The organism is Butyrivibrio sp. NC2002 (assembly GCF_000702265.1).
In the GTDB taxonomy this organism is placed as follows: Bacteria; Bacillota; Clostridia; order Lachnospirales; family Lachnospiraceae; genus Butyrivibrio.
Genome location: NZ_JNKZ01000007.1, coordinates 343,895 through 369,450, shown reverse-complemented (window position 1 = coordinate 369,450; position 25,556 = coordinate 343,895). Strand labels below are relative to the sequence as shown.

The window sequence follows — 25,556 nt, the reverse complement described above, 5'->3', positions numbered from 1 at the left end:
AGGAATCAGTATGGAAATCGCTATAGTAGTTGTATTAGTTTTAATTCTTGTCTTGATAGCAATGAATATCAAGATCGTACCGCAGGCTCACTCATTCATTGTTGAGAGACTCGGCGCATATAAGGAAACATGGGATGTTGGTCTTCATTTTATGGTCCCTTTCCTTGACAGAGTAGCCAGAAAGGTTGATTTAAAGGAACAGTATTGTGACTTCCCGCCTCAGCCTGTTATTACTCAGGATAATGTTACAATGCAGATCGACTCAATCGTATTCTTCAGAATATCAGATCCCAAGGCATATACCTATGGTGTTCGCAATCCTATAGGTGCTATTGAGAACCTTACAGCTACAACACTTCGTAACGTTATCGGTTCAATGACACTTGATGAAACACTTACAAGCAGAGATCAGATCAATGCTCAGATGCAGGATGCACTTGATATTGCAACCGATCCCTGGGGTATCAAGATCACTCGTGTTGAGCTTAAAAACATCAATCCTCCGGAGCAGATAAGAGATGCCATGGAGAAGCAGATGAAGGCTGAACGTGAAAAGAGAGAAAAGATCCTCTTCGCTGAAGGTGAGAAGCAGTCAGCTATCACAGTTGCAGAAGGTGAGAAGCAGAGTAAGATTCTTCAGGCTGAAGCTGATAAGCAGGCTACAATCCTTAAAGCAGAAGCTGAGAAGGAAAAGCAGATCAGAGAAGCTGAAGGTAGAGCAGAAGCTATCAGAAGTGTCCAGAAGGCTAATGCAGACGGTATTGCAATGCTTAAAGAAGCAGGGGCTGACGAATCAGTTCTTACTATCAAGAGCCTTGAAGCATTTGAAAAGGCTGCAAACGGACAGGCTACCAAGATCATTGTTCCCAGTTCTATCGCAGGTGTAGCAGGTCTTGCAGAGTCAATAAAAGAAGTTGTAAAGAACTAAAAAATAATTTTAGAACAAATACGTCCCTGCCGGTTTTTGCCGGCGGGGATAATAGGAGAAAAAATGGCTGATAACAAAGGAAGAGAAGCGCTTATACATTCACTTGCACAATCAATGGGTATGGGTGATGCTCAGAAGCTTAAAACCGCAACAGGAAGATACAATGCTGAGACCGGTACTATTGTCAGTAACGGCCGTGTAATAAGCAGCGCCACTGTTATCCAGGCAAAGAATTATTTCACCTCACAATACAACAAGCTTGCTGAAATGGATGATGAGGGTGCAAAGCAGATGGCCACACTTTATGAAGTGGCGATGGAAGCTATAGATATAATGATAGATAGCAGCAAAGCAATTTCTGAATAATTTATTAATTTTAATTTTTTTGTTGATTTAATATCTCGAATGGTGTAATGTTCTTTTAGTCAGATTTCATTTTGGCTATACAAAAGTAGTCTTGACCAATCAAATACTGTATATGTAATGTTTTCATTACTGTCAACATAATTTTCCACTTAACATAAATTAAAAATGTTTTTATTTTTTACGGAAAGGATTTAAATGAGAGAAAAACTCGAGACATTAACATTAAGTTCATTACGCGACCTTGCAAAGCAAAATGGCATTAAAAGCGTTACAACCATGAAAAAATCAGACCTTATAGAAGCTCTTCTTGCACTTGATGAAGAGCAGAGAAAGGCTGTTAAAGAGCAGAAAACTGAAAAAAAGGCAACTTCAGAAGCAAAAGAAGAGAAGAAGACAACAAAGAAAAAGGTTGTTATTACTGAAGGTGAAGGAAGCAAAGGACAGCAGGCTAAAGCACATGTTGCAAAAGCGCAGCCCGCAAAAGCACAGCCTTCCAAAGCTCAGGCTGCAAAAGCACAGGCGCCTTCTGATAGTGAGCCCTCCAAGGAAATGACTGAGGAGGAAATTGAAGCAACCGGTCTTGAAGCTAACGGAATACTTGAAGTTATGCAGGATGGATTCGGATTCATCAGATGCGAGAATTATCTTCCCGGTGAAAACGATGTGTATGTTGCACCAGGAATGATCAGAAAATATAATTTGAAAACCGGTGATATTCTCAACGGAATAAGCCGTCAGAAGAAAGAAAATGATAAGTTCGGAGCTCTTGAGATCCTTAAGAGTGTTAACGGATACAAGCCTGAAATTGCACAGGGAAGATGGAATTTTGAGAATATGACTCCTATTTTCCCTAACAATCACCTGGTGCTTGAATATCCCGGAGCTACAGTTGCCATGAGAATCATGGATCTTATCTCACCTATCGGTAAGGGACAGCGTGGAATGATCGTTTCTCCTCCGAAGGCAGGTAAGACAACACTTTTGAAGGAAGTGGCTAAATCAGTTAAGAGAAATAACCCTGATATTCACCTCATCGTTCTTCTCATTGATGAAAGACCCGAGGAAGTAACAGATATCAAGGAATGCATCGAAGGACCTAATGCTGAGGTTATTTACTCAACATTTGATGAGCTTCCTGAGCATCACAAGAGAGTATCTGAGATGGTTATCGAGAGAGCAAAGAGACTTGTTGAACATAACAAGGACGTAATGATACTTCTTGATTCAATAACCAGACTTACAAGAGCTTATAACATCGTTGTTCCTCCGTCAGGAAGAACACTTTCAGGTGGTCTTGATCCTGCAGCTCTCCATATGCCTAAGCGTTTCTTTGGCGCTGCCAGAAATATGAAGGAGGGCGGAAGCCTTACAATCCTTGCTACAGCACTTATTGAAACAGGTTCCAAGATGGATGATGTTATCTATGAGGAATTCAAGGGTACAGGTAACATGGAAATGGTTCTTGACAGAAAGCTGCAGGAGAAGAGAATATTCCCTGCTATCAATATTCCTAAGTCAAGCACCAGAAGAGAAGATCTTCTTCTTAACAATGACGAGCTTGCTGCAGTTAATGCTCTTAGAAAAGGCTTTAACGGCATGAAGGCAGATGAGGCTGTTGATCAGTGCATCAATATGTTCTCTAAGACCAGAAACAATCAGGAATTTGTCAGAATGGTAGAAAAAACCATGATGAGATATTGATAATAGAAATAGAAATTATTAAAGCCGGATCAGAATAAAATCTGAACCGGCTTTCATTTTTAGGGCAAAAATAAAGGATGGTGTAAACACCATCCTGAAATTTTGGGAGGAGGGGTTGTCCAGTGGGGAACCGGACAACCCGGTATGAAAAAAGTTTTTGTTGGGGGAGTCAGAAGTTCTAACTCCTGTTAACATTTATATTAAAGAGTAAATTTGTACAGAATATGGACAAACCATAAAGTAAATATAAAATAATTCGAAATTATATCTAATAGAATACGAAATAAAGAAAAACCAATGTAATTTTAACGATATATTAATCAAAAGATTTTAGCGATATAGTCGCATCTGCCAGCAATTGTGATATACTATAATCAGTAAATTTCCAAGGAGGAACTGTTTTGAATACAGTGCCAAATATACAGAGAAATTTAAACCATATTTCATACATCGCAGGTATTTCTGCCGGCGCTTTAGCAGCCGCAGCTACCAAGGCTGCAGCAGCTTCGCTATTGCTTAAAATTGATTACGAAAGCGTTGATTTCCACACTGAAGATGACAAGTTGATTTCTATTCCGGTAAGGCAGATTCCACATCCGGAAAGCACGTTTTTACGTGAATTTGCAGTTTCGATCGGCAATTCATCAGTCCCCGGTCTTAACGGTATTTCAGAAATACATGCTGTTGTAGAACGTGTAAGAAGACTTTCCGATATTCCGGATAAACTCTTTATTGTGCCGGAGTATATTAATCTGTATCTTGACGGCGATGACAGTATAGCAAGAAACCCGGAAGGAAGCGATATCGGACCTTTTATGTATCCTGCAATCGATAAGAAGGCAAGAACTCTTATTTTCCAGGCTGCTGCCGATGTCCTTCATTTCGCTGATGTTATGCCGCTGCTTAAGATAACTTTATCCTGCGCGTCAATAAACCAAAGACCTGCTTTGGCAACTATCACAGGCTGTATGGGGAATATAGTACCTACATCGCAAAATGATATTCTTATAGAAATTGCAAAAACAATAGAAGAGCAGTATGAAAGCGGCATAAGACACGTGCTAGCTGTTCCCGGTAATTCGGGACACAAATATATCCAGGATGCTACGCATATTTCCATGGCTCATATAATAAGATGCAGGAATTATCTTGGAGATACCATTGATATGGCCGCAACAGTCGGAATGGAGAATTTCCTTCTTGTTGGCAATGCTTCAAAGATAATAAGACTTGCAGCAGGGATCATGGATACTCATACGTGGAATGCTGATGGAAGAAGAGAAGTGCTATCACTTCATACAGTTCTTGCAGGCGGAACGATTTCCCAGGCGAGGATCATTCAGGATATTGCAACTACAGAGCAGATGCTTTCAAAGCTTACCGAATGGGGACTTAGGGATGCTGTTCTAAGAAGTGTGTGCTATAAGATAGGCGATTATGTCAGAAACAGAATAGGCGGAAGACCCATGAAATTCGGAGTTATCCCGATACATTATAACTACGGCATACTCGGGCAGACACCGGATATAAGTAATGTGATGGCTGCAGTAAGCAGAGAACAGTTTGCATTGTCAATCAAACAGTGAAAATTATGATATAATAATGAAGAATTGCAAGAGTTTTAAGAGAAACGAAGCAATTCGTATCATCATAAAAATATATAAGCTTCATCATTTTGCAAAAAAAACTTATGACGGAGGTTTCTTTAATGAAGAACATTCTATTTGTGGCATCAGAGGGCGTACCCTTTATCAAAACAGGGGGACTTGCAGACGTAGTCGGCTCTCTTCCCAAGGAAATAGATTCAAAATATTTTGATGTGAGAGTTATTCTTCCCAAGTACACATGTATGTCTCAGGAAATGAAGGATAAGCTTGAATATGTGTCCAATTTCTACATGGATTTTCATTGGAAGAATGAATATGTCGGTATCTTCTATGCAGAAGTTGATGGGATAAAATATTACTTTATTGATAATGAGTATTTCTTTGGCGGCTTTGCTCCTTATGGCGGAGATGTTATATGGGAGATCGAGAAATTCGCATTCTTTAGTAAAGCTGCTCTTTCAATACTTCCTGTAATAGGCTTTAGACCTGATATCATACACTGCCATGACTGGCAGACCGGTCTTATTCCCGTTTATTTGAAGGAAAGATTTCAGGGGAATGAATTTTTCAGAGGCATCAAGTCGATAATGACTATTCATAACCTTAAGTTCCAGGGAAAATGGGATGCGAAGGATGTTCAGGACATTACAGGACTTCCGGATTATTACTTTACGCCGGATAAGCTTGGTTATTACAAGGATGCAAACCTTCTTAAGGGAGGTATTGTATACGCAGATGCTATTACAACTGTAAGCAGCACCTACGCAGAAGAAATCAAGACAGATTTCTACGGAGAAGGACTTGACGGACTTCTCAGAGCAAGAAGTAATGATCTTAGAGGAATTGTTAACGGTATCGATTATACGGAATTTAATCCGGAGACAGACAGATTCCTCACCAATCCTTACAATGCTATCAATTTCCGCAAGGAAAAGGCTAAAAACAAGAGAGCGCTTCAGAAAGAACTTGGTCTTCCCGAGGACGACAAGACAATGATGATCGGTATTATTTCAAGACTGACCGATCAGAAGGGATTCGATCTTATTGCTTATGTTCTTGATGAGCTTTGCCAGGATGCTATTCAGATAGTTGTACTTGGCACAGGTGAAGAGCAGTATGAAAATATGTTCAGACACTTTGCTTGGAAATATTCAGACAAGGTTTCTGCGAATATTTATTACTCCAATCCTTTGTCACATAAGATATATGCAGCTTCGGATGCATTTCTTATGCCGTCGCTGTTTGAACCCTGCGGATTATCGCAGCTTATGGCTCTTAGATATGGCTCAATACCGATCGTCAGACAGACAGGAGGTCTTACAGATACTGTAGAGCCTTATAATCAGTATGAGAGCACAGGAACCGGATTTGGATTCCTTAATTACAATGCGCATGAGATGATGCGTACCGTTCGCGAGGCTGAGAGAGTATATTACGATCAGAAGCGTGAATGGAACAAGATGGTAGATCGTGCAATGGCAGCAAATTTCTCATGGAAAGTTTCAGCTTCCAAATATCAGGAGATGTACGATTGGTTAAGACCCTAATTAGTTATGAGTGAAAAGAAAAAAAGTATGTTGGTGCAGGGAGGAATCCTTGCAACAGCAGGCATGATATCAAGAGTTATCGGCCTGCTATATACGTCTCCGCTGACAGCCATTATTGGGGATGAAGGTAATGGTTACTACAGCACAGCGTATTATATTTACACAATTGTATTATTGATCTCATCGTACAGCATTCCCTCTGCTATGAGTAAGATCATATCTCAGAGACTTGCTGTACATGAGTACCGCAACGCACAGCGGATATTTCACTGTGCGCTTATTTATGTCTGCGTAGTCGGAGGGATAGGAAGTCTATTTGTATTCTTTGGAGCGGGCTTTCTGGTTGACGGCTATTCGATACCCGTTCTTAGAGTGTTTGCACCGATAATCTTTATTTTCGGGCCTCTTGGAGTTTTAAGAGGCTATTTTCAGGCACACAGAACAATGATACCAACCAGCGTCTCGCAGCTGGTAGAGCAGTTCCTCAATGCATTTGTTTCTGTAGGTGCTGCAGCGATTCTTGTTTCGATTGCAGTAAAAAATGGAAGTGATGAGTCAAAAAGGGCTATGTACGGTGCTATAGGAAGCGCACTTGGTACAGGCAGTGGAGTTGTGATTGCTCTTTTGTTCATGTTCTTTGTATATAACCTTAATAAGGACATGATACACAGAAAGGTTATTCATGACCGCCATAAAGACATGGAATATGGGGAAATATTTAAACTGATCATAATGATAGTAACACCTATCATCTTAAGTACGTTTATTTATAACTACTCAACAACACTCAATTCCACATTGTTTTCAAAAATCATGACTTACTATAAAGGAATTCCGCATAATGAGGTTGTTACAAGATTTGGTGTATATTCAAGAAAAGCTCTTGTGATATCTAATTTTCCTATTGCAATAGCATCTGCAGCAGCTGCTACGATAATGCCAAGTATTTCCACATACTATGCGCAGAGAAAACTTGATGTCACGGCATCCCTTATAGCAAGGGTAAACAGAATGATCATGATGATAGCAATCCCTTCAGCTGCCGGACTTTTTGCTCTGTCGCAGCCGATAATCATGCTGCTATTCCCTCAGAAGTCAACACTTCCCGAGGCAGCGATGCTTATGCAGATACTTGCAATTACAGTTATATTTTATTCACTTTCTACCGTAAGTAATGCAATACTTCAGGGTATAGGAAAAGTAAATGCACCTGTTATAAATGCCGCAATAGCCCTTGTTGTTCAGACAATACTTCTTGTTGCTTTGCTTATGTTTACAGACCTTAGTAATATAGCGCTTGCAATCGCGACAATAGTGTACTCATTTTTAATGTGCGTGCTCAATGAATTATCGATAGGAAGGGCCATAAGAGTAAAGCAGGATATTAAAAGGCTATATGTAATACCCTTCATATCTTCGGCTATCATGGGACTTAGTGCTTTCCTTGTATATGAGCTTCTTGCATTTTTGATCGGAAAAGTTTTGCAAAGGGAATACTTTGTGAATCTTATAAGTGTAGCGATAGCTATATTTGTTGCAGTCATAGTTTATGCTGTTCTTATGGTTAAGACAAAGGGAGTGACGAAAGAAGAACTTTTATCGTTCCCTAAGGGTAGCAAAATAGTAGGCCTGTTAACGAAATGCAGACTTTTATAATAAGACCATACTTCTCTTTGTTGCGGGTATTTCGATATCTGCTTCGAGGAGAAGTTTTTTTAATTGTAATATTTCGGAATCTTTCTCTGAAATGAGAATGGATTTTTTGGTTAGATCGATCTTTTGCTCCAGAATAAGATTGTCTTTATCAGATAATTCTTTTTGAATGCTCATTATGAGCTCATTTTTTCTGGTTATCCTTTCCTCAAGCTCGTACATGCTGTAGCGCATGAGCCTTATGGTCTTTCTTTTTTCTCTTAGAACCTTGTCCTTTTCAAAAGCAATGTTTTTAAGACGTGTTACTTCAGTGATGTGGTCATATAGTTCTTCACCGGTTCTGTTTGTTTCGCGAGACAGTATATCTCTTACATTTTTGCACATAAAAACTCCATAGATATAGAAAAAAACTAATGGTTAAAATATAAAAAATAATAAATGGAAATATGTTGATGTTTAAAGCAAAACAAAAACGCATTTAGAATAATTCGTTTCTTGTTTGCGAAAATCATATTAACATAAAGGATGTACAAAAACAAGTTAAGATATTATTAAGATTATTACATTTTATAACCCGATAAACATGCTTGTTGGACATTTGTTGGACAGGGGCTTGTACAATACAGATAAAGATAAGAAAAAAGTGATAATATGAGGAGGAGATAACGATGATCAAAGAAAAAATCAACATGGAACTTCTGGGAGATGATGAACTCGATGCAATCACAGGCGGCACAAAGAGCCTGCATGTTATGAAGGTTGCTTGCAGAAAATGCAAGAAGAATATCAATATCAATAGCCAGGCCGCAAGCGTAAGATGTCCTATTTGCGGATACAGAAACATTTTTGCAGGCTGATCAATAAAAAAACAACAGTTAAAAAGGGGAGTAAAAATGAAGAAAAATATTTTGGTTTCAATTCTTTCCGGATTTGCACTTTGCTTAGTTGCATGCGGAAGTACAGGCAAAGAAAATACCGTAACAAATGAGACAGAGAGCCTGGCAGAAGTTTCTGAGAGCACAGATGCCATGGAGGCAGATGCTTCTACAAGTGAAAGCTCAAGTGAAGTTACAGATTCACTTATTGAAGAATCAGAAGAAAGCCAGAATGAGGATGCTGACTATGATAACGAATATGTAGAAATCACAGCTGATGAAAACGGAGTTCTTGCAAATAAATATTTTTCAATTACACTTCCGAAAGAAGCTGAAGGCACATATGTTGCAATGGCAACCGATAATTCGATTTCAATCTTCGAAAAGGAAGCAAAGGAGAAAGATTTTGGCGGATTTGCCTTTAGCGTCCTTATATATGAAAATCCCGGAGATTATGCAGGAGGCATGGACGTTAAGGTTGGAGAAGTTACATCTTCTGATGGAAAGGTTTATGATATAGTTAAGAGTTTACCTTCTGATGTTCAGTGGGATTTCACTCAGGCAAACGAAGATGGCGAAGTTAAAATGCCGGAATCTTATGCAAGACTTTATGAAGGGGCTGACGATATAATCAAAACTCTCGTTCCTCTTGATGGCGGAGAATTTGAATTTGGCAGAGGAGCAAAGGGTGAGACTATTTATCCTGAGGTAATTGCCAAATTTGTGCAGGCCATTGAAGAAAAATGGGATGCCAAGAAGCTTGAAGATAATGAGATGAGTTCAATGTATAGTGTCATCGGTCAGAGCGAAGATGCGCTCACTAAATGCGGATACGTATTCTATGATACCAACAACGATGGCATAGATGAACTTCTTGTCGGAGAGATTGCAGAAGGTGAATGGAAAGGAACTGTATATGATATTTATACAGTTGTGGACAGAGAACCTAAGCATGTGGTTTCCGGATACGAGAGAGACCGCTATTATGCTGAAGAGAATGGATTTATTACGAATGAGTATTCAGGCGGTGCCGGTGAGAGCGGATGGATTTCATACGATATAATGCCGAATTCTACAGAGCTTATGCCGCAGAGGGCACTTAAGTATGATGAGTATACAGATCCGGATAATCCGTGGTTTGTATCCTATGATATAGAGAATGAAAATTGGGAGAGTATTTCAGAAGAGGACTTCAATTTCTTCATGCCGACAGAGAACTACATGAGATTTGATTTTACACCTTTTTCTGAAGTAAAATAATAATATTTATAAAAAATAATATAAAAAAGAATGTTCGTAACACCACTATTAAGGCTAACTATGACACATATTTGATGAATAAGGAGGTATTAAGGCAACATTTGTTGGACATTTGTTGGACATGGCAGTTTAAAATGTTAATTAAATACAGGCGATAAATAATATGTTTTGAATCTTCTGAGGGGGAGATAGTAAAAGAATGTTATTTATTGCAAGCGATATATAGAGCTCTGCATCTTCTGAGGGGGAGATAGTTATGGCAGATAATATATATATCGCAAGATATACTGACACATTTCATAGGTCAATTATTAAGGGGATGTGTCAGTATATTTGTATTTAAGGGTGTTTATTTTAACTGCGAAAAATGAGGGGATGAAATGACTGAGGGTATGCATGTATTAGCAGCACTGAATGCTTCGCTACTGCTTCAACTTGTTGGACTTTTGGTAGCGATATATGCTGATAAATATATAGAAAAAAAATACAGGGTGGTGTTATTTTTTAATGTCATTCTTATTTTATTGATAATAATTTTGGGACAATATGAAAGCTATACCGGATATGTACAGAGTCTGTATATGGCTAGAAATATCACGAGCGTGATCTTATATTGCATGAGACCTGTTGTGATAGTTTTATTTATGATGATATTGTCTGATGATAAAAAGCCCTGGATCCTAGTTGGTATAAATACAGTAATATTTGTAATTGGATTTTTTAACGGTATTACGTTTACAATAACGCAGGAGAATCGTTTTGTGAGAGGACCGCTAGGGTTTACCGCACATGTTATCAGTGGAATTCTTCTTGCGTGGCATGCATATATTGCCTTTAAAAAATATAACGAATCACAAAAGAGAGTTGCACTGATGCCGGTTTTTATAACAGGTACAATTATATTCGGAGTCATAATGGATTATGTTTCAGGTGCTGACCTTCCGATTTCTTATCTGACAGTTACGGTTGTTACGAGCTGCCTGTTTTATTACATCTGGCTCCATATCATGTACGTCAGGGAGCATGACAGGGTAGTTGAAGCTGAGAAGAAGATAGCTATTATGATGTCTCAGATCCAGCCGCATTTTATGTATAATACACTGTCCACTATACAGGCGCTGTGTCTCAAAGATCCAAAGAAAGCCTTTTCAACGGCCGAAAAATTCGGTACTTATTTAAGAAACAATATTGGCTCTTTAAACAAACAGGATTTGATCAGTTTTGAGGAAGAGCTTGAGCATACAAAAGTTTATGCTGAAATAGAAAATATTCGTTTCCCAAATATTAAAATAGAGTATAATATTGAAGATAAGGATTACAAGCTTCCTGCGCTTACTCTGCAGCCAATTGTCGAAAATGCGATAAGACATGGTGTCAGGATTAGGAAGGAAGGACTGATTGTTATTACTTCTAAACTTGAAGATAATTACCATGTTTTGATAATTGAAGACAATGGTAAGGGATTTGATGTAGAAAAAGTAAAGCACGAGAGTGAAGGTCATATCGGCATTACTACTATCAAAGACCGATTAAACAATTTGTGTGGAGGAATCCTTGAGGTACATAGCACTATAGATGAAGGTTCGACTATAGTTATTAAGATACCTGTGGGGGAAAAACAAGATGAAACTGATATGCGTTGATGATGAAAACCTGATACTGGAACTTACGGTTTCTTTGTGTGAAGATTTTGGATTATTTGATGAAGTGAAGGGCTTTTCAAACGGAAAAGATGCACTTGTGTATCTTGAAGAAAATAAGCCCGAGATCGCTCTTCTTGATATTGATATGCCTGATATGAACGGACTTGACCTTGCTGAAAGGATAAAAGAGGTTAGTCCCGCCACATCTATTATTTTCCTTACAGGATATTCTGATTATGCTGTCGATGCTTTTTCAATTCATGCGGCAGGATATCTGCTCAAGCCAATCAGCAGAGATAAATTACTTGAAGAAATTCAATTTGCGCTCTCTGAGAGAAAAGAAGGCAATTCCGATCATGTGATTGCAAAGACATTCGGCAACTTCGACCTCTTTGTCGATGGTGAGAATGTAATCTTTAAGAGATCTAAATCCAAGGAACTTCTGGCTTATCTTATTGATAACAGAGGCGGCACTGTTACGAGAGCTGAAGCTTTTTCAGCACTTTGGGAAGACGGAATGTATGACAGAGCTATGCAGAAGCAGATGGATGTTATCATACGCAGTCTTAAGGATACGCTTAAGGACTACGGTGTTAGTGAAATCCTTGAGACAAAGAGCGGAGCTATGAGGATCGTTCCCGAGCTTATTGATTGTGATATGTATCATTATCTTGATGGTGATGAGGAGGCAGTCAAGTCATACAGAGGAACATATATGAGCCAGTATTATTGGGCATCTCTGACTGAGGCATCGCTTCTTGATGATTACTAAAAGTTGAAGGCAGCGGTGTAAGAATGTTATCCAAGCAGATTCTTGATGTAGATGTGCCTATGAGAAATACCTGGCTCAAGGCTGATGAAGCGGGAAAAACGTGATACCGTATGGATCTTATTGCACTTCTTTTAAAGCTGATATGTCGGTTCCAATTACCATTGAGTAATTGGTGTAATATACTACGAACCCGGGCTTTGCTCCGCCGGGCTTTTTTACATCCTTGCGCTTTAAGTAGTCGATTTCGACCTTATCTTGATCTTTTCCCTTGGAGTAGTAGGCGGCAAGGCTTGCTGCTTCTTCAAAAGCTCTGTCGGGAACTTCCTTTCCCTCTGTAATAAGTACAACATGGGAGCCGGGTATGCCTTTTGCGTGGAACCACCAGTCCCCGCCGTTTGCCATTTTAAAAGTAAGCTCATCGTTCTGATAGTTGTTTTTTCCAACATATATATGGAAACCGTCGCTGCTTATGTAGTGAAAGGGTTTGCTTTTTACTTTCTGTGCACGGGAATTTTTCCCTTTTTGCCTGCCGTTTATCCGTTCTGCCGCGCTTCCTTTTATGTAGCCGCCTTCTATGAGCTCTCTTCGTATTTCCGCAAGGTCTGATTCTTCCCTTGCGATATCAAGACTGTTCTGGATGGATTCAAGGTGAGATACAGTCTGCGATACTTCTTCAATCTGGGTTTCAAGGGCTTTGGCAGTGCGCTTTAGCTTGGTGTATTTATCGTAATATTTTTTGGCGTTCTGGCTGATGGAAAGAGCATTATCAATCGGGATAGTGACGTCTTTTCCTGTGTTGTAATCATTTACCGTTATGGATTTTGCATCGGATTTGGCGCTGTATCCATAGACGGTAAGAAGCTCGCCGTAGGTCTTGTACTTGTCCATTTTAGAGGTGTCACGAAGCTGATTTCTCTGAAGGTCAAGAGTTCTTATATTTCTTTCAAGTGCGGTAGCGACAACTTTTCGCAAGTCTGATGATTTCTGCCTTATTCTTGTGACCACGTTTTTTTCTGCATAGAAATCAAGAAGAAGTGATGAGATATTGTCGTATTCTTTGACCTGTGCAGAAGAGTTGTCGTGGAACATAGTCAGAGGAATTGCTGCATATTCCTTAGGCTTTTCATCTATATATATGAGTTCCGGCTTAAAATCGCCGTCTTTGACTATATTCATGACACTGTCAAATGCTTTGTAAAGTCTTGTAAGTTCATCGTTATCCAAGGCTATCGCGGATTTGTCGCCGTCAACATCAGCACGGTAGCATATTTCCTGAGAAATAACGGGAGAGAGACCGGTGTAGCTTGTGTATAGTGCCTTAAATGCAGGCTGTCCCTTTGATGCAACGATACTTTGAAATTCTTCTATGGAAGTTTCATGAGGATTCTTTTTATCAACCGTTTCGGGGATAAAGTAGTCTCTTCCCGGCAGTACCTCACGAACTGAACTTACGGAAGAGGGAATCCTTTTTATGGAATCAATTATCTTATTATCTTCATCAACGAAGATGATATTGCTGTATTTTCCCATGAGCTCAATGAGAAGAGTCTTATGACGAAGATCACCCATTTCATCAAGGTGCTCAATTTCTATTCTGATGATCCTTTCAAGCGAAGGCTGAAAAATGCCTGTAATCTTGCCGTTTTGGATGTGCTTTCTTAAAAGCATGCAGAAATTTGGCGCTGTCATGGGACTTTGCTTACTTTCATCAGTGAGGTAAACAAGCGGAAGTGAAGCATCGGATGACATATAAAGCTTTGTCTGTCCGCCGCCTGATTCTTTTTCTCTCCTTATTGTAAGAAGAAGCTCGTCTTTTTCGGTCTGTGCAATCTTATAGATCCTTCCGCCGAGGAGTTCTTTTTTTAAGTCGTTTACTATATTTGAAACTGTTAAACCGTCGAATGCCATTTTTATATGTAGCCCTTTCAAGTAGTTTTGATTCCTGTTTTTCTGATGAAAACACAAAAAACTATATTTCATTTTATTTGTGAAAATATTTACTACTTATAATAACATAATGCACTTTTTATGGTAAAATTAATCAGTATGGACTTGGAATTTTAGGCGCATGAAGCCTTTAAAAATAATAATATGCTGTATTTTGCAGCAGGATTGCGAGGAAGAGAATGGTCTGCAGTATGACGGGCTATGGCAGATGCGAGACTGCCGATGAAAAGCACAAGTTTACGGTTGAGATGAAATCAGTAAACAACAGATATCTTGATATCAATATCAAGATGCCTAAGAAGTTTAACGCACTTGAATCAAAGATAAGAGCTGAGCTTAAGAATTATATTAAGCGAGGCAAGGTTGATGTTTTCATAACTTATGAGGATTTTTCGGAGACTGATACCAGAGTTAAATACAATAAGGAAATTGCTGCTGAATACCTTCAGTATCTTAAGCAGATGTCAGAGGATTTTGAAATCGATAATGATATAAGAGTTTCTGCTCTTTCCAAATATCCTGATGTTTTCACAATGGAAGATGTAGAGCTTTCCGAGGACGAAGTCTGGGATAGCATGAAAAAAGCTATATGCGGTGCAGGAGAAGAGTTCCTTTCTTCAAGACAGAGGGAAGGAGAATTTTTGAAAAACGATCTGTGCGATAAGCTCGATGGTATGCTTGAAAATGTCGAGTTTATCACAAAGCGCTCACCTGTAATAATCGAGGAATACAGAAATAAATTAAGAGATAAGGTTAAGGAGCTTTTGGAAGATAAGAATGTTGATGAAAACAGACTTATCATGGAAGTTACAATATATGCCGACAGGGTCAGCGTTGATGAAGAGCTTGTCAGATTAAGAAGCCACATCGAAGCTACGAGAAATACTCTTTTAAAGGGTGATGACAAGGAAGGCATAGGAAGAAAGCTCGATTTCCTTGCTCAGGAGATGAACAGAGAGTCTAATACGATCCTCTCAAAATCAACAGATCTCGAGATATCCGACAGAGGAATTGCCTTAAAAACTGACGTTGAAAAGGTAAGAGAGCAGATCCAGAATATTGAATAACTTTTTTACTTTACTTGATAATGCAGTCTTTGTTATTATATATGAATGTTTGTCGAAATATTCGGACTTACAAATAAATATACGGAAGTGAATTATCAATGAACAAAAAAGGTATTATTGTTGTTGTATCGGGCTTTTCCGGCGCAGGAAAAGGAACACTTATGAAAGAGCTTTTGAAGAAATACGATAATTATGCGTTGTCGGTTTCTGCAACTACCAGAGCGCCAAGACCCGGTGAAGTTCATGGAGAACATTATTTCTTTGTATCTGATGAGGAGTTTGAAAAGCTTATCGCAGAGGACGGACTTATCGAGCATGCAGGCTATTGTGGCCACTACTACGGAACACCCAAGGCATTCGTTGAAGAAAAGCTTAATGCCGGAAAAGATGTCATACTTGAGATTGAAATCCAGGGTGCTCTTCAGATAAAGAAGAAATATCCCAATGCGCTTTTGTTATTTGTAACTCCTCCTTCTATAGAAGAACTCGAGAAGAGACTTGTAGGCCGCGGAACTGAGAGCAGTGAAGTTATTCACGGCAGAATGATGCGTGCAAAAGAAGAGGGACAAGGTATTGACGAATATGATAATATAGTAATCAATGACGATCTTTCCACTTGCGTTGATGAAATGCATGGAATCATTCAGGCAGCTCATTTTACTCCTGCAAGAAATGCGGAGTTTATAGAGAAGATACAAGAACAGCTTTCACAGCTTAAATAAAGAATTATGGAGGAATAATAATGATACATCCGTCTTACGTGGATCTTATGAAAGTAGTTAATAAGGACGTTGAGGAAGGTGAAGAGCCTATCATCAGCTCACGTTATTCAATCGTAATGGCTACCGCAAAAAGAGCAAGACAGCTTATTGCCGGTGACGAGCCTATGGTAAAGGTTAAGGACAGAGAGAAATTCCTTTCAATTGCTGTAGATGAACTTAATGCTGACAAACTTCGTATTCTTTCAGACGAAGAGAAAGAAGCACTTCTTACAAAATCTGAGGATGAGGCAGAAGCATAATATTATATGAAAATCTTATTTGTTTCCCTTGGCTGCGATAAAAACAGAGTTGATTCCGAGGTTATGCTCGGAATGCTCTCACAGCATGGATATGAATTTACCGATGATGAAAGTATTGCCGAAGCAGCTGTGGTTAACACATGCTGCTTTATTGGTGATGCAAAAGAAGAAAGTATCAATACGATTCTGGAATTATCTGAGTACAGAGTACGCGGTCAGTACAAGGCACTTATCGTTACAGGATGTCTTGCTGAGAGATACAGGGATGAAGTGCTAAAGGAAATTCCTGAGGTTGACAGGATACTTGGAACGGCTTCTATTGAGCATATAGTTGAGGCTCTTGACTCAGTACTTAAAGAAAATGAGGATAAACAGATCGAGAGCTCTGAAAACAAGATGTTTTTGGATGATCTTACAAAAAAGCCCGTTGGTAACAGGAAGAGAATACAGACCACCGGAGGATTGTATAACTACCTTAAGATAGCGGAGGGCTGTAATAAGAACTGTACCTACTGCGTTATTCCTAAGGTTCGCGGAAGATACAGAAGTGTTCCGATGGAAGACTTGGTACTTGAAGCTAAAGCTCTTGTAGAGCAGGGTGTGAGAGAACTTATCCTTGTTGCTCAGGAGACGACTCTTTACGGCATAGATCTGTATGGGGAAAAGAAGCTTCCTGAGTTATTAAAAAGGCTCTGCGAGATTGAAGATCTTAAATGGATAAGGATTATGTATTGTTATCCTGAAGAAATCACTGATGAGCTTATTGAGACAATAAGAAGTGAAGAAAAGGTATGTAATTACCTTGATATTCCGATACAGTCAGGATCCGATCATGTTCTTAGGATGATGGGAAGAAAAACCACAAGAGCCGAGATAACAGAGAGGATCAATTACTTAAGGGAGAGAATTCCTGATATATGTTTAAGAACAACTCTCATTGCGGGATTCCCCGGTGAAACTAGGGAAGACCACATGGAGACGGTTGAATTTATCAAGGAGCTTAAGTTTGACAGACTTGGCTGCTTTACTTACTCTCAGGAAGAGGAAACGGTTGCAGGGGAAAGCCCGGATCAGATTCCTGAAGAAGTTAAGGAAGAACGCCGTGATGAGATCATGGATATTCAGCAGGAGATTGCTTTTGAGAATGCCAGAAATAAGGTGGGCAGTGTAGTAAGCGCCGTTATTGAAGGCAGGATTGCAGATGACGAAGATGAAGAGTATGACGGTTCAACTTACGTCGCAAGAACTTACATGGATGCACCTGATGTTGATGGCTATCTTTTCATTATGAATGTTCCGTATGATCTGATGAGCGGTCAATTCGTAAATGTTTATATTACAGGTTCAAATGATTATGATTTGATTGGGGAATTGAGGGAGGATTAAAGTATGAATTTACCTAATAAGCTTACTGTTTTAAGAGTTATAATGATTCCGTTTTTTGTTGTGTTTCTGCTCTTTAACATTTTGGGAGATGCTGATAAGTGGGTTGCACTTGGGATATTTATTGTCGCTTCACTAACAGATATGCTTGATGGTAAGATTGCAAGAAAATACAATCTTATAACTGATTTCGGAAAGTTTATGGATCCTCTTGCCGACAAGCTTTTAGTATGCAGTGCAATGATATGTCTTATTGAACTTCACAGAATTCCTGCATGGATCGTTGTTATCATAATAGCAAGAGAGTTCATTATAAGCGGCTTCAGACTTATTGCGGTAGAGAACGGAAGAGTAATAGCAGCAAGCTATTGGGGCAAATTTAAAACTACTTTCCAGATGATAATGGTTATTCTTATGATTGCCGATATTCCTCAGCTTGCATTAGTTACAACAATTATCATGTATATTGCTCTTGCTCTTACAGTTATTTCTTTGTGTGATTACATTATTAAGAACAAAGATGTAATGAGCGGGGATATGTAATTTAAAAATTTTAGTTGTATGATTTGGATTTTTTTGATATAGTCAATCATTGTGAATTGAGAATGTAGTTTAATGGGGACGACGTTTTTGTTCGTCCCTTTTTCGTTGAATACTACATTTATTTTGAAAAGAGGTAGTATGTTAGATATTAAAGTAAAGAATTTTGAAGAAGAGAATGAAGAGATGGTAGAGAAAAAGGAAACAAGAACCCGCTATGACGAGGCAGAGGGGATAGATTCCAGAGTTTTAAGAGCCATCACAGAAATGGGATTTGAATATATGTCACCTATTCAGGAAGCAGCAATTCCTGTGATGATGAGAGGAGTAGATCTCATCGGACAGGCACAGACCGGTACCGGAAAAACAGCTGCTTTCGGCATTCCGCTTCTTCAGAGAGTTGATCCTGATAATAGACATCTTCAGGCTGTTGTCCTTTGCCCTACTAGAGAACTTGCAATGCAGGCAGCTGATGACCTTAGGAGCTTTGGCAAATATATGCACGGAATCAAGGTTCTTGCTGTTTATGGCGGCCAGGATATTTCAAGACAGATAAGAGCTTTATCACAGGGAGTGCAGATTGTTGTAGGTACTCCGGGACGTGTAATGGATCATATGAGAAGACACACCATGAAGATGAAGGATGTCAGAGTTCTCGTTCTTGATGAAGCGGATGAGATGCTTGATATGGGATTTAGGGATGATATCGAGACGATTCTTGAGGGAATGCCGGAGGAGAGACAGACAGCACTTTTCTCTGCAACAATGCCTGATCCTATTTTGCAGATCACCAAGAAGTATCAGCACGATGCTGAGTATATCAGAATGACTCCCAAGGAAATAACCGTAAAGTCAATTGAGCAGACTTATTTCCTTATCAATCCTGTTTATAAGGAAGAAGCTCTGTGCAGACTTATTGAGTATTATCAGCCAAAGAGAAGCCTTATTTTCTGTAATACAAAGAAGAAGGTTGATGAACTCACACAGGCACTTAAAAAGAAAAATTATAAAGCAGAAGGTCTTCACGGAGATCTCTCACAGTATCAGAGAGACACTGTTATGAATCTTTTCAGATTCGGTCAGGCTGATTTCCTTATTGCAACAGACGTTGCGGCAAGAGGAATTGACGTAAGTGGCGTTACTGCTGTATTTAACTATGATATTCCAGAAGATATTGAATATTATGTACACAGAATCGGACGTACCGGAAGAGCCGGTAAGAGCGGTAAGTCATTTTCACTTGTATCTCCAAGAGAGATGTACAAGCTTAGAGAGATAGAGAAAATCTGCCATACTAAGATTGAAGAAAATGAAATCCCGTCTGCAAAAGAGGTTACCAGAGCCAAGGTCAGAAAAATTTTTGCAGATGTCATCGACCTTATCGAGACTGATGATATTGACGATATGCTTGAATTTATCGGAAAAGAAGTGGATGAGGGTGAATATACTGCTTCACAGCTTGCAGCTGGACTTTTGAAGCTTAAGATGGGCAAAAAGCTTGAGACAATCGACTTTAAGCCTGCAAGAAAGGGGCATTCAGATAGAAGACGCGGATTTGATAAATTCGGCAAGAAGGATGCCTCCGGTAAAAAGGGCTTTTCAAGAAGCGGTGAAAGGTTCTTCGGAAAAGGTGAAAAGGGCAGATCAAAGGACGGAAAAAGCTTTTCAAAAGAAGGCAGAAAGGGAATATTTGACGGCCCCCGCCACAAGAAGGCTTCTTCTGATAAATTCAGGAGAAATACCCGTCCTAAGTCAGAAAAGCTCGGGATAAGTAGAAGAGAAAACTGATTTTTGATATAATTCCAAAAGTGTCATTTTAAAATAATAAAAAAGAGGCAATTATGGATTACAGTATTGTTAAAAAGGTTTTTGACGAAAGAATAAAAAAGGCCGGTGATGATGAATATTTAAAGAATGCTAATATTCTTTACAGGCATGAGTTTGCAGCAGAATATTCATCATTTAGCGGCGATGAAGGATATTTCATGGAGCTTGTAGAAAATACAAGCTCTTTTGCGGGCACATGCTTTGAAAAGCAGGACGAAGACGGAAGCATAGCAGGGGATGTAAAAGAAACTGCCAAGGCTTGTGCTTTTATGTGCATCGTATCTCGCGTGTATGAGGATCTTGATCCTATTTTTGCAAGAGATTCTGTACATGTAGCTCTTGATGCTGCGCATTATCTTTTAGTTTCCGGAATTGACCTGAAAAGTTTGGAGCTTTCAGAAAAGATTTCGATGCTATGGGCTTTTTCAGAGCTTTCTCAAACAGATGTTGAAATAAAAAATACCTACGATCACTCACTTATGGCAGGAATGCCGCAGAAGATGAGCAGGCAGAAAAAATATAAGATGTTTGTGACACAGATTTTATCTGATGTTTTACCTTCTCTTGTTTCGGAATCCGAAGATAAGGACTCTGCTGCAAGAGCTTTGCAAAGCATTGATAGTGCAGATTTTGATATGCTCATGAATTCTCTTCTTATTATTTCTACTATAGATGATGAGATATTTGGCGATGAGACTAAGAGCAAGGCTTCTAAGGCAATCTTTGAAATTGCTGATACGCAGGCAGGTGATGGCTCAGACGGTGACACTTCAGCAAGATCATTATCTTCAATGTTTGGCAGAATCCTTGCAGAGTATCTTCTTTTAAAAGATAAAGAAATCGAAGAAAGCTCTGATTCACAGCTTATCAAGGTGATTGAATATAATGTGATCAACAATAAAAAGAAAAAACTATCTGATGAAGATAAGAAAATCCTTAATGAAAGGATTGAAAGATACAGTAAGGAAATGCTTTGACATAGCAAAGCATTTCTCGATATATGAACTGCCATTTTGGCAGTTCATTTTGCTTGAATTACAAGTAATTTATGGGTATACTACATTTTGGATACAAATGGATTGCTTTTTAGATTTGCAGGTAGATGAAAAGCGTTTTAAAAAGATAAATAATAATGGAGGCATAAAAATGCAGGGTTCTAAACCAACAGTTTTACTTATTATGGATGGATTTGGTATCAACGATAATCCCGAGGGTAATGCTATCGCAATGGCTAACACTCCCGTTCTTGATAATCTTATGAAGGAATATCCTTGTGTAAGAGGTAATGCAAGTGGACTTGCTGTAGGTCTTCCCGATGGTCAGATGGGTAACTCAGAAGTAGGCCACATGAACATGGGCGCAGGTCGTATCGTTTACCAGGAGCTTACAAGAATCACCAAGTCAATCGAAGATGGTGATTTCTTCACAAACGAAGGACTCATGGCTGCTATCGATAACTGCAAGAAAAATGATTCAGCTCTTCATATGTATGGTCTTGTCAGTGATGGTGGTGTTCACAGCCATATCACACATATATATGGACTTCTTGAACTGGCTAAGAGAAACGGTCTTTCCAAGGTTTATGTTCACTGCTTCCTTGATGGACGTGATACACCTCCGGAATCAGGAATTGATTTCGTTCAGCAGCTTGAAGATAAGATGAAAGAGCTTGGCGTTGGTGAGATCGCTTCTATTTCCGGAAGATATTATGCAATGGATAGAGATAACAACTATGATCGTGTCAAGATTGCTTACGATGCACTTACAAAGGGCGAGGGAAATAAGGCTGACAGCGCTCACGAGTGCATGGTTGAAACTTATAAGAATGGTAAGACAGACGAGTTCGTTATCCCTACAGTTATCATGAAGGATGGCGCTCCTGTAGCTACTGTTAAGGATAATGATTCAATCATCTTCTTTAATTTCAGACCTGACAGAGCAAGAGAAATCACACATTGCTTCTGCGATGATGAGTTTGATAAGTTTGACAGAGGACCACGCATTAAGACAACTTATGTTTGCTTCACAGATTATGATCCGCTTATCCCTAATAAGGAGATCGCTTTCAAGAAGGTTCTTCTTACAAATACATTCGGTGAATGGCTTGCAGCAAAGGGAATGAAGCAGGCGCGTATCGCTGAGACAGAGAAGTATGCTCACGTTACATTCTTCTTTAACGGCGGTGTTGAAGAGCCTAACGAGGGCGAGGACAGAATCCTTGTTAACAGCCCTAAGGACGTACCTACATATGACCTCAAACCTCAGATGAGTGCTCCTGAAGTATGTGAAAGAGTTCTTGAAGCTATAGGCTCAGATAAATATGATGTAGTAGTTACCAACTTTGCTAATCCTGACATGGTTGGACATACAGGTGTTATCCCTGCAGCAGTTAAAGCAGTAGAGACTGTTGATGAGTGTGTTGGCAAGATTGTTGAAGCTGTAAAAGCTAAGAACGGAACACTTTTCATCTGTGCAGACCACGGTAATGCTGATATGATGATCGATTATGAGACAGGCGAGCCTTGGACAGCTCATACAACCAACCCTGTTCCTTTCATCCTTGTAAACTATGATCCTGCATATACACTTCGTGAGAACGGATGCCTTGCAGATATCATCCCTACACTAATTGAGTGCATGGGCTATGAACAGCCTTCAGAGATGACAGGTAAGTCTCTCCTTATTAAGAAATAATTGATTATTATTCTTAAATATGTTAATGTAATATAGCATTTGTAAATTTAGGAGGGAGTATCTCGTGGCAGCTTTAAAAATTGTATTATCAATTATTTTTATAATCGATTGCGTAGCACTTGTTACACTTGTTCTTGCGCAGGAAGGTAAAACTCAGGGACTTGGAGCTATTCAGGGATTTGCTGAAACAACTTACTGGGGTAAGATCAAGGGACGTTCCAGAGAAGGCGTACTTAAGAAGGTTACTGTAGTTCTTTCAGTACTGTTTGTAGTTCTTAGCATTGTACTTAATATGCAGGTTTTCTAAGAGATTATAAGAATTATTTTAAGCCACTCTGTTTAGGGTGGCTTTTCTATTATCTATAAAGGAGTTTATGAGTAAGAGGAAAATATACGAAAAGAAAAAGAATATAGTAGGTACCTTTATTTCCAATGCCAGAGGCTTTGGCTTTGTGGAATATGAGGATGGCGATGAAGATATTTTTATACCTGAGGAATATACCGGTGGCGCTTTTCAGGGTGATACTGTCGAAGTTGTGATAACAAGCAGTAAAGAGGAAAACGGCGGAAATCGTGATGAGGGCAGGGTGAAAAATATCCTGGTTCGCGCTATCGACAGGGTTGTAGGTACTTATCAGGATGGGCATACTTATGGCTTTGTTATTCCGGATAACCTTAGGATAACTCAGGATATTTTTATCTTAAAAGAAAAAAGTATGGGTGCCGTATCAGGGGATAAAGTTGTCGTTTCCATTACTGATTATGGCGATAACATAAAGGGCAGAAAGCCTGAGGGAAAGGTTGTTGAGATAATCGGAAATATTAATGATCCCGGAGTTGATATACTTTCAATCGTCGAGGGCTTCAATATTCCCAGTTCTTTTCCTGAAAGAGTGATGAATCAGGCTGCAAAATGTAAGGATAGCCTGATAGAAGGTGACTACATGGGGCGCCTCGACCTTAGAGATACAGTTATGGTCACAATAGACGGAGAGGATGCCAAGGACCTTGATGATGCAGTTTCACTTACTTTTGAGGACGGAATATATCATCTGGGAGTGCATATTGCCGACGTTACCAACTACGTTCAGGAAGGCTCAGCTCTTGACAGGGAAGCTTTAAAAAGAGGTACCAGCGTATATCTTGTTGACCGAGTAATTCCTATGCTTCCGCATAAATTAAGTAATGGTATCTGTTCACTTAATCATGGGGAGGACAGACTTGCTCTTAGCTGCCTTATGGATATTGACAGTAATGGTGCAGTTTTATCTCACAAGATTGCGGAGACGGTTATCAATGTAAATGAGAGGATGACCTATACCTCTGTTGCAGCGATATTAGAGGATGAAGATCCTGATGAAATCGAGAGATATTCTGAACTTGTGCCTATGTTCAAGGAGATGGCGCAGCTTTCCGAGATTTTGAAGAAAAAGAGGAAAAAGCGCGGTGCCATTGATTTTGAGTTCCCTGAAGCAAAGATAATTCTTGATAAGGACGGGAACCCTACGGATATCAAGGTCAGGGAATCCAATACAGCAACAACTATGATCGAAAGCTTTATGCTTGCTGCGAATGAAACTGTTGCTGAGCATTTTTTCTGGATGAATGCACCGTTTGTATACAGAATTCATGAACAGCCGGATCTTGAAAAAATAGCTAATCTCAATGCATTTATAAGCAGCCTTGGACTTCATCTTAATGTTAAGGGCGAGGAGATAAGGCCTTCAGAGATTCAAAAGCTTCTTGAAAAAATAGATGGTACTAAGGAAGAGGCTGTTATAAGCAGAATTGCACTGAGAAGTATGATGCAGGCTAAATATAGCACGGAGTGCCTTGGACATTATGGTCTGGCTTGCAAATATTATTGTCATTTCACCTCTCCTATAAGAAGATATCCTGATCTTCAGATTCACAGGATCATTAAGGATTATCTAAGAGGCAGAATGAACGACGAAAAAATAACTCATTATCAGTCAATTCTTGAGGAAGTTGCAAAGCATTCGTCTGATACCGAAAGAAGAGCGGAAGAAGCTGAGAGAGAAACTGAAAAGCTTAAGAAAGCTCAGTATATGGAAACTCATATAGGAGAAGTTTTTGAGGGCGTTATTTCCGGTGTTACAGCATGGGGCATGTTTGTAGAGCTGCCTAATACCTGTGAAGGAATGATACCTGCCGCAACAATGGAGGATGATTTTTATATCTATGATGAGAATAATTATTCTCTGGTTGGTGAAAGATACGGAAAAGTCTACACTCTTGGTGAAACTGTGAAGGTCCGCGTTCATGATACGGACAGACTAAGTAAGACTATCGATTTTAGAATAGTTTCAGAGTCCGATGATGAAGATTTTGACGATGACGATGCTTTTTACGAAGAGGACTATTATGAGGAGGACGAAGATGGAAAACTTCGCCTCGTAAAAGGGAAAAAGTCTCTTAAAAAGTCCGGAAGATCAAGGGTTAAGAAGGCCTACTCAGATAAGAAGACACCTGCAAAGCTTCGAGCTAATAAGATTTCCAGATTATCGCTTGATGCTGATGAGACAAAAGGCAAAAAGGATAAAAAGGTTAAAAAAGACAAAAAGAAAAAGGCATCTGAAAGTGGCAGAAAAGTCTATAAAGTACATAAGTACAAGAAATCTGCGACATCCAAAGCTGCCAGAAGCACTCAGAAAAAGCGAAAAAAGAAGAAGTGATCATACTAAAAAAGAATTGAGGTAATCTG

The 25,556-nt window shown here is 39.3% G+C and carries 22 protein-coding genes; 20 read left to right on the top strand and 2 right to left on the bottom strand.

Annotation, left to right across the window (positions count from 1 at the left end; all coding sequences use genetic code 11):
• Window positions 1-10 precede the first annotated feature (10 nt).
• The 6 genes from T543_RS04895 (at window position 11) to T543_RS04870 (ending at window position 7,805) form a co-directional block, all read left to right on the top strand.
• Entirely contained in the window at window positions 11-928 is a 918-nt protein-coding gene (locus tag T543_RS04895) for an SPFH domain-containing protein (RefSeq protein ID WP_035766208.1), read from the top strand.
• Window positions 929-991: 63 nt separating this feature from the next.
• On the top strand, window positions 992-1,294 hold the full coding sequence (locus T543_RS04890) for a hypothetical protein (protein WP_035766206.1): 303 nt from the start codon (window positions 992-994) through the stop codon (window positions 1,292-1,294).
• Between the two features lie 195 nt (window positions 1,295-1,489).
• A complete protein-coding gene (rho, locus tag T543_RS04885) occupies window positions 1,490-2,995 on the top strand; it encodes a transcription termination factor Rho (RefSeq protein WP_035766205.1) in 1,506 nt (501 codons plus the stop codon).
• Window positions 2,996-3,405: 410 nt separating this feature from the next.
• On the top strand, window positions 3,406-4,581 hold the full coding sequence (locus tag T543_RS04880; RefSeq protein ID WP_242839479.1) for a cobalt-precorrin-5B (C(1))-methyltransferase: 1,176 nt from the start codon (window positions 3,406-3,408) through the stop codon (window positions 4,579-4,581).
• Window positions 4,582-4,703: 122 nt separating this feature from the next.
• On the top strand, window positions 4,704-6,149 hold the full coding sequence (glgA, locus tag T543_RS04875) for a glycogen synthase GlgA (RefSeq protein WP_035766201.1): 1,446 nt from the start codon (window positions 4,704-4,706) through the stop codon (window positions 6,147-6,149).
• A gap of 6 nt (window positions 6,150-6,155) precedes the next feature.
• Window positions 6,156-7,805, top strand: a complete 1,650-nt coding sequence (locus T543_RS04870) for a putative polysaccharide biosynthesis protein (protein ID WP_035766199.1) — start codon at window positions 6,156-6,158, stop codon at window positions 7,803-7,805.
• Here the strand turns inward: T543_RS04870 and T543_RS04865 are convergent.
• Window positions 7,800-8,186, bottom strand: coding sequence for a hypothetical protein (locus T543_RS04865; protein ID WP_035766198.1), 387 nt, complete (start codon window positions 8,184-8,186; stop codon window positions 7,800-7,802). The two genes, T543_RS04870 and T543_RS04865, sit on opposite strands and share 6 nt — an antisense overlap.
• Window positions 8,187-8,470: 284 nt before the next feature.
• Here T543_RS04865 and T543_RS04860 point away from each other — a divergent pair, with 284 nt between their 5' ends.
• From T543_RS04860 to T543_RS04845, 4 genes are all read left to right on the top strand, one after another.
• On the top strand, window positions 8,471-8,659 hold the full coding sequence (locus T543_RS04860; RefSeq protein WP_035766196.1) for an Rpo12/RPC10 RNA polymerase subunit family protein: 189 nt from the start codon (window positions 8,471-8,473) through the stop codon (window positions 8,657-8,659).
• Between the two features lie 36 nt (window positions 8,660-8,695).
• The gene (locus T543_RS04855; protein WP_035766194.1) at window positions 8,696-9,937 is read left to right on the top strand and encodes a hypothetical protein; all 1,242 of its coding nucleotides are present in this window, start codon (window positions 8,696-8,698) and stop codon (window positions 9,935-9,937) included.
• Between the two features lie 380 nt (window positions 9,938-10,317).
• The gene (locus T543_RS15080) at window positions 10,318-11,580 is read left to right on the top strand and encodes a sensor histidine kinase (RefSeq protein WP_051638543.1); all 1,263 of its coding nucleotides are present in this window, start codon (window positions 10,318-10,320) and stop codon (window positions 11,578-11,580) included.
• Window positions 11,561-12,352, top strand: a complete 792-nt coding sequence (locus T543_RS04845) for a response regulator (RefSeq protein WP_035766192.1) — start codon at window positions 11,561-11,563, stop codon at window positions 12,350-12,352. The genes T543_RS15080 and T543_RS04845 overlap by 20 nt, the downstream gene beginning before the upstream one ends.
• 117 nt (window positions 12,353-12,469) lie before the next feature.
• Here T543_RS04845 and T543_RS04840 read toward each other — a convergent pair whose 3' ends face one another.
• Window positions 12,470-14,260 carry an Rqc2 family fibronectin-binding protein gene (locus T543_RS04840; RefSeq protein WP_035766191.1) on the bottom strand — a complete coding sequence of 597 codons (1,791 nt, stop codon included), beginning with the start codon at window positions 14,258-14,260 and terminating at the stop codon, window positions 12,470-12,472.
• Between the two features lie 218 nt (window positions 14,261-14,478).
• On the opposite strand from T543_RS04840, the gene T543_RS04835 reads away from it, so the two are divergent.
• The 10 genes from T543_RS04835 to rnr all read left to right on the top strand — a co-directional run bounded on the left by T543_RS04835 (window position 14,479) and on the right by rnr (window position 25,527).
• Window positions 14,479-15,366 carry a YicC/YloC family endoribonuclease gene (locus T543_RS04835; RefSeq protein WP_035766190.1) on the top strand — a complete coding sequence of 296 codons (888 nt, stop codon included), beginning with the start codon at window positions 14,479-14,481 and terminating at the stop codon, window positions 15,364-15,366.
• Between the two features lie 98 nt (window positions 15,367-15,464).
• Complete coding sequence (gene gmk, locus T543_RS04830) at window positions 15,465-16,088, top strand: guanylate kinase (RefSeq protein WP_035766188.1); 624 nt, start codon at window positions 15,465-15,467, stop codon at window positions 16,086-16,088.
• A gap of 20 nt (window positions 16,089-16,108) precedes the next feature.
• Window positions 16,109-16,387, top strand: a complete 279-nt coding sequence (gene rpoZ / locus T543_RS04825) for a DNA-directed RNA polymerase subunit omega (RefSeq protein WP_035766186.1) — start codon at window positions 16,109-16,111, stop codon at window positions 16,385-16,387.
• A 6-nt stretch (window positions 16,388-16,393) separates the two neighbouring features.
• Window positions 16,394-17,773 carry a 30S ribosomal protein S12 methylthiotransferase RimO gene (gene rimO / locus T543_RS04820; RefSeq protein ID WP_035766185.1) on the top strand — a complete coding sequence of 460 codons (1,380 nt, stop codon included), beginning with the start codon at window positions 16,394-16,396 and terminating at the stop codon, window positions 17,771-17,773.
• A 3-nt stretch (window positions 17,774-17,776) separates the two neighbouring features.
• Window positions 17,777-18,313, top strand: a complete 537-nt coding sequence (pgsA, locus tag T543_RS04815) for a CDP-diacylglycerol--glycerol-3-phosphate 3-phosphatidyltransferase (protein WP_035766183.1) — start codon at window positions 17,777-17,779, stop codon at window positions 18,311-18,313.
• Window positions 18,314-18,451: 138 nt separating this feature from the next.
• Complete coding sequence (locus tag T543_RS04810; protein WP_051638542.1) at window positions 18,452-20,098, top strand: DEAD/DEAH box helicase; 1,647 nt, start codon at window positions 18,452-18,454, stop codon at window positions 20,096-20,098.
• 53 nt (window positions 20,099-20,151) lie between these two features.
• Complete coding sequence (locus T543_RS04805) at window positions 20,152-21,114, top strand: hypothetical protein (RefSeq protein WP_035766181.1); 963 nt, start codon at window positions 20,152-20,154, stop codon at window positions 21,112-21,114.
• 169 nt (window positions 21,115-21,283) lie between these two features.
• Entirely contained in the window at window positions 21,284-22,831 is a 1,548-nt protein-coding gene (gene gpmI, locus T543_RS04800) for a 2,3-bisphosphoglycerate-independent phosphoglycerate mutase (RefSeq protein WP_035766179.1), read from the top strand.
• 64 nt (window positions 22,832-22,895) lie between these two features.
• Window positions 22,896-23,138 carry a preprotein translocase subunit SecG gene (secG, locus tag T543_RS04795; RefSeq protein WP_035766177.1) on the top strand — a complete coding sequence of 81 codons (243 nt, stop codon included), beginning with the start codon at window positions 22,896-22,898 and terminating at the stop codon, window positions 23,136-23,138.
• A gap of 67 nt (window positions 23,139-23,205) precedes the next feature.
• Complete coding sequence (gene rnr, locus T543_RS04790) at window positions 23,206-25,527, top strand: ribonuclease R (RefSeq protein WP_035766175.1); 2,322 nt, start codon at window positions 23,206-23,208, stop codon at window positions 25,525-25,527.
• Window positions 25,528-25,556: the final 29 nt, after the last annotated feature.

Coding starts and splice junctions, on each gene's coding strand:
- T543_RS04895 (WP_035766208.1), top strand. CDS start 11: ATGGAAATCGCTATAGTAGTTGTATTAGTTTTAATTCTTGTCTTGATA.
- T543_RS04890 (WP_035766206.1), top strand. CDS start 992: ATGGCTGATAACAAAGGAAGAGAAGCGCTTATACATTCACTTGCACAA.
- rho (WP_035766205.1), top strand. CDS start 1,490: ATGAGAGAAAAACTCGAGACATTAACATTAAGTTCATTACGCGACCTT.
- glgA (WP_035766201.1), top strand. CDS start 4,704: ATGAAGAACATTCTATTTGTGGCATCAGAGGGCGTACCCTTTATCAAA.
- T543_RS04870 (WP_035766199.1), top strand. CDS start 6,156: ATGAGTGAAAAGAAAAAAAGTATGTTGGTGCAGGGAGGAATCCTTGCA.
- T543_RS04865 (WP_035766198.1), bottom strand. CDS start 8,186: ATGTGCAAAAATGTAAGAGATATACTGTCTCGCGAAACAAACAGAACC.
- T543_RS04860 (WP_035766196.1), top strand. CDS start 8,471: ATGATCAAAGAAAAAATCAACATGGAACTTCTGGGAGATGATGAACTC.
- T543_RS04855 (WP_035766194.1), top strand. CDS start 8,696: ATGAAGAAAAATATTTTGGTTTCAATTCTTTCCGGATTTGCACTTTGC.
- T543_RS15080 (WP_051638543.1), top strand. CDS start 10,318: ATGACTGAGGGTATGCATGTATTAGCAGCACTGAATGCTTCGCTACTG.
- T543_RS04845 (WP_035766192.1), top strand. CDS start 11,561: ATGAAACTGATATGCGTTGATGATGAAAACCTGATACTGGAACTTACG.
- T543_RS04840 (WP_035766191.1), bottom strand. CDS start 14,260: ATGGCATTCGACGGTTTAACAGTTTCAAATATAGTAAACGACTTAAAA.
- T543_RS04835 (WP_035766190.1), top strand. CDS start 14,479: ATGGTCTGCAGTATGACGGGCTATGGCAGATGCGAGACTGCCGATGAA.
- gmk (WP_035766188.1), top strand. CDS start 15,465: ATGAACAAAAAAGGTATTATTGTTGTTGTATCGGGCTTTTCCGGCGCA.
- rpoZ (WP_035766186.1), top strand. CDS start 16,109: ATGATACATCCGTCTTACGTGGATCTTATGAAAGTAGTTAATAAGGAC.
- rimO (WP_035766185.1), top strand. CDS start 16,394: ATGAAAATCTTATTTGTTTCCCTTGGCTGCGATAAAAACAGAGTTGAT.
- pgsA (WP_035766183.1), top strand. CDS start 17,777: ATGAATTTACCTAATAAGCTTACTGTTTTAAGAGTTATAATGATTCCG.
- T543_RS04810 (WP_051638542.1), top strand. CDS start 18,452: ATGTTAGATATTAAAGTAAAGAATTTTGAAGAAGAGAATGAAGAGATG.
- T543_RS04805 (WP_035766181.1), top strand. CDS start 20,152: ATGGATTACAGTATTGTTAAAAAGGTTTTTGACGAAAGAATAAAAAAG.
- gpmI (WP_035766179.1), top strand. CDS start 21,284: ATGCAGGGTTCTAAACCAACAGTTTTACTTATTATGGATGGATTTGGT.
- rnr (WP_035766175.1), top strand. CDS start 23,206: ATGAGTAAGAGGAAAATATACGAAAAGAAAAAGAATATAGTAGGTACC.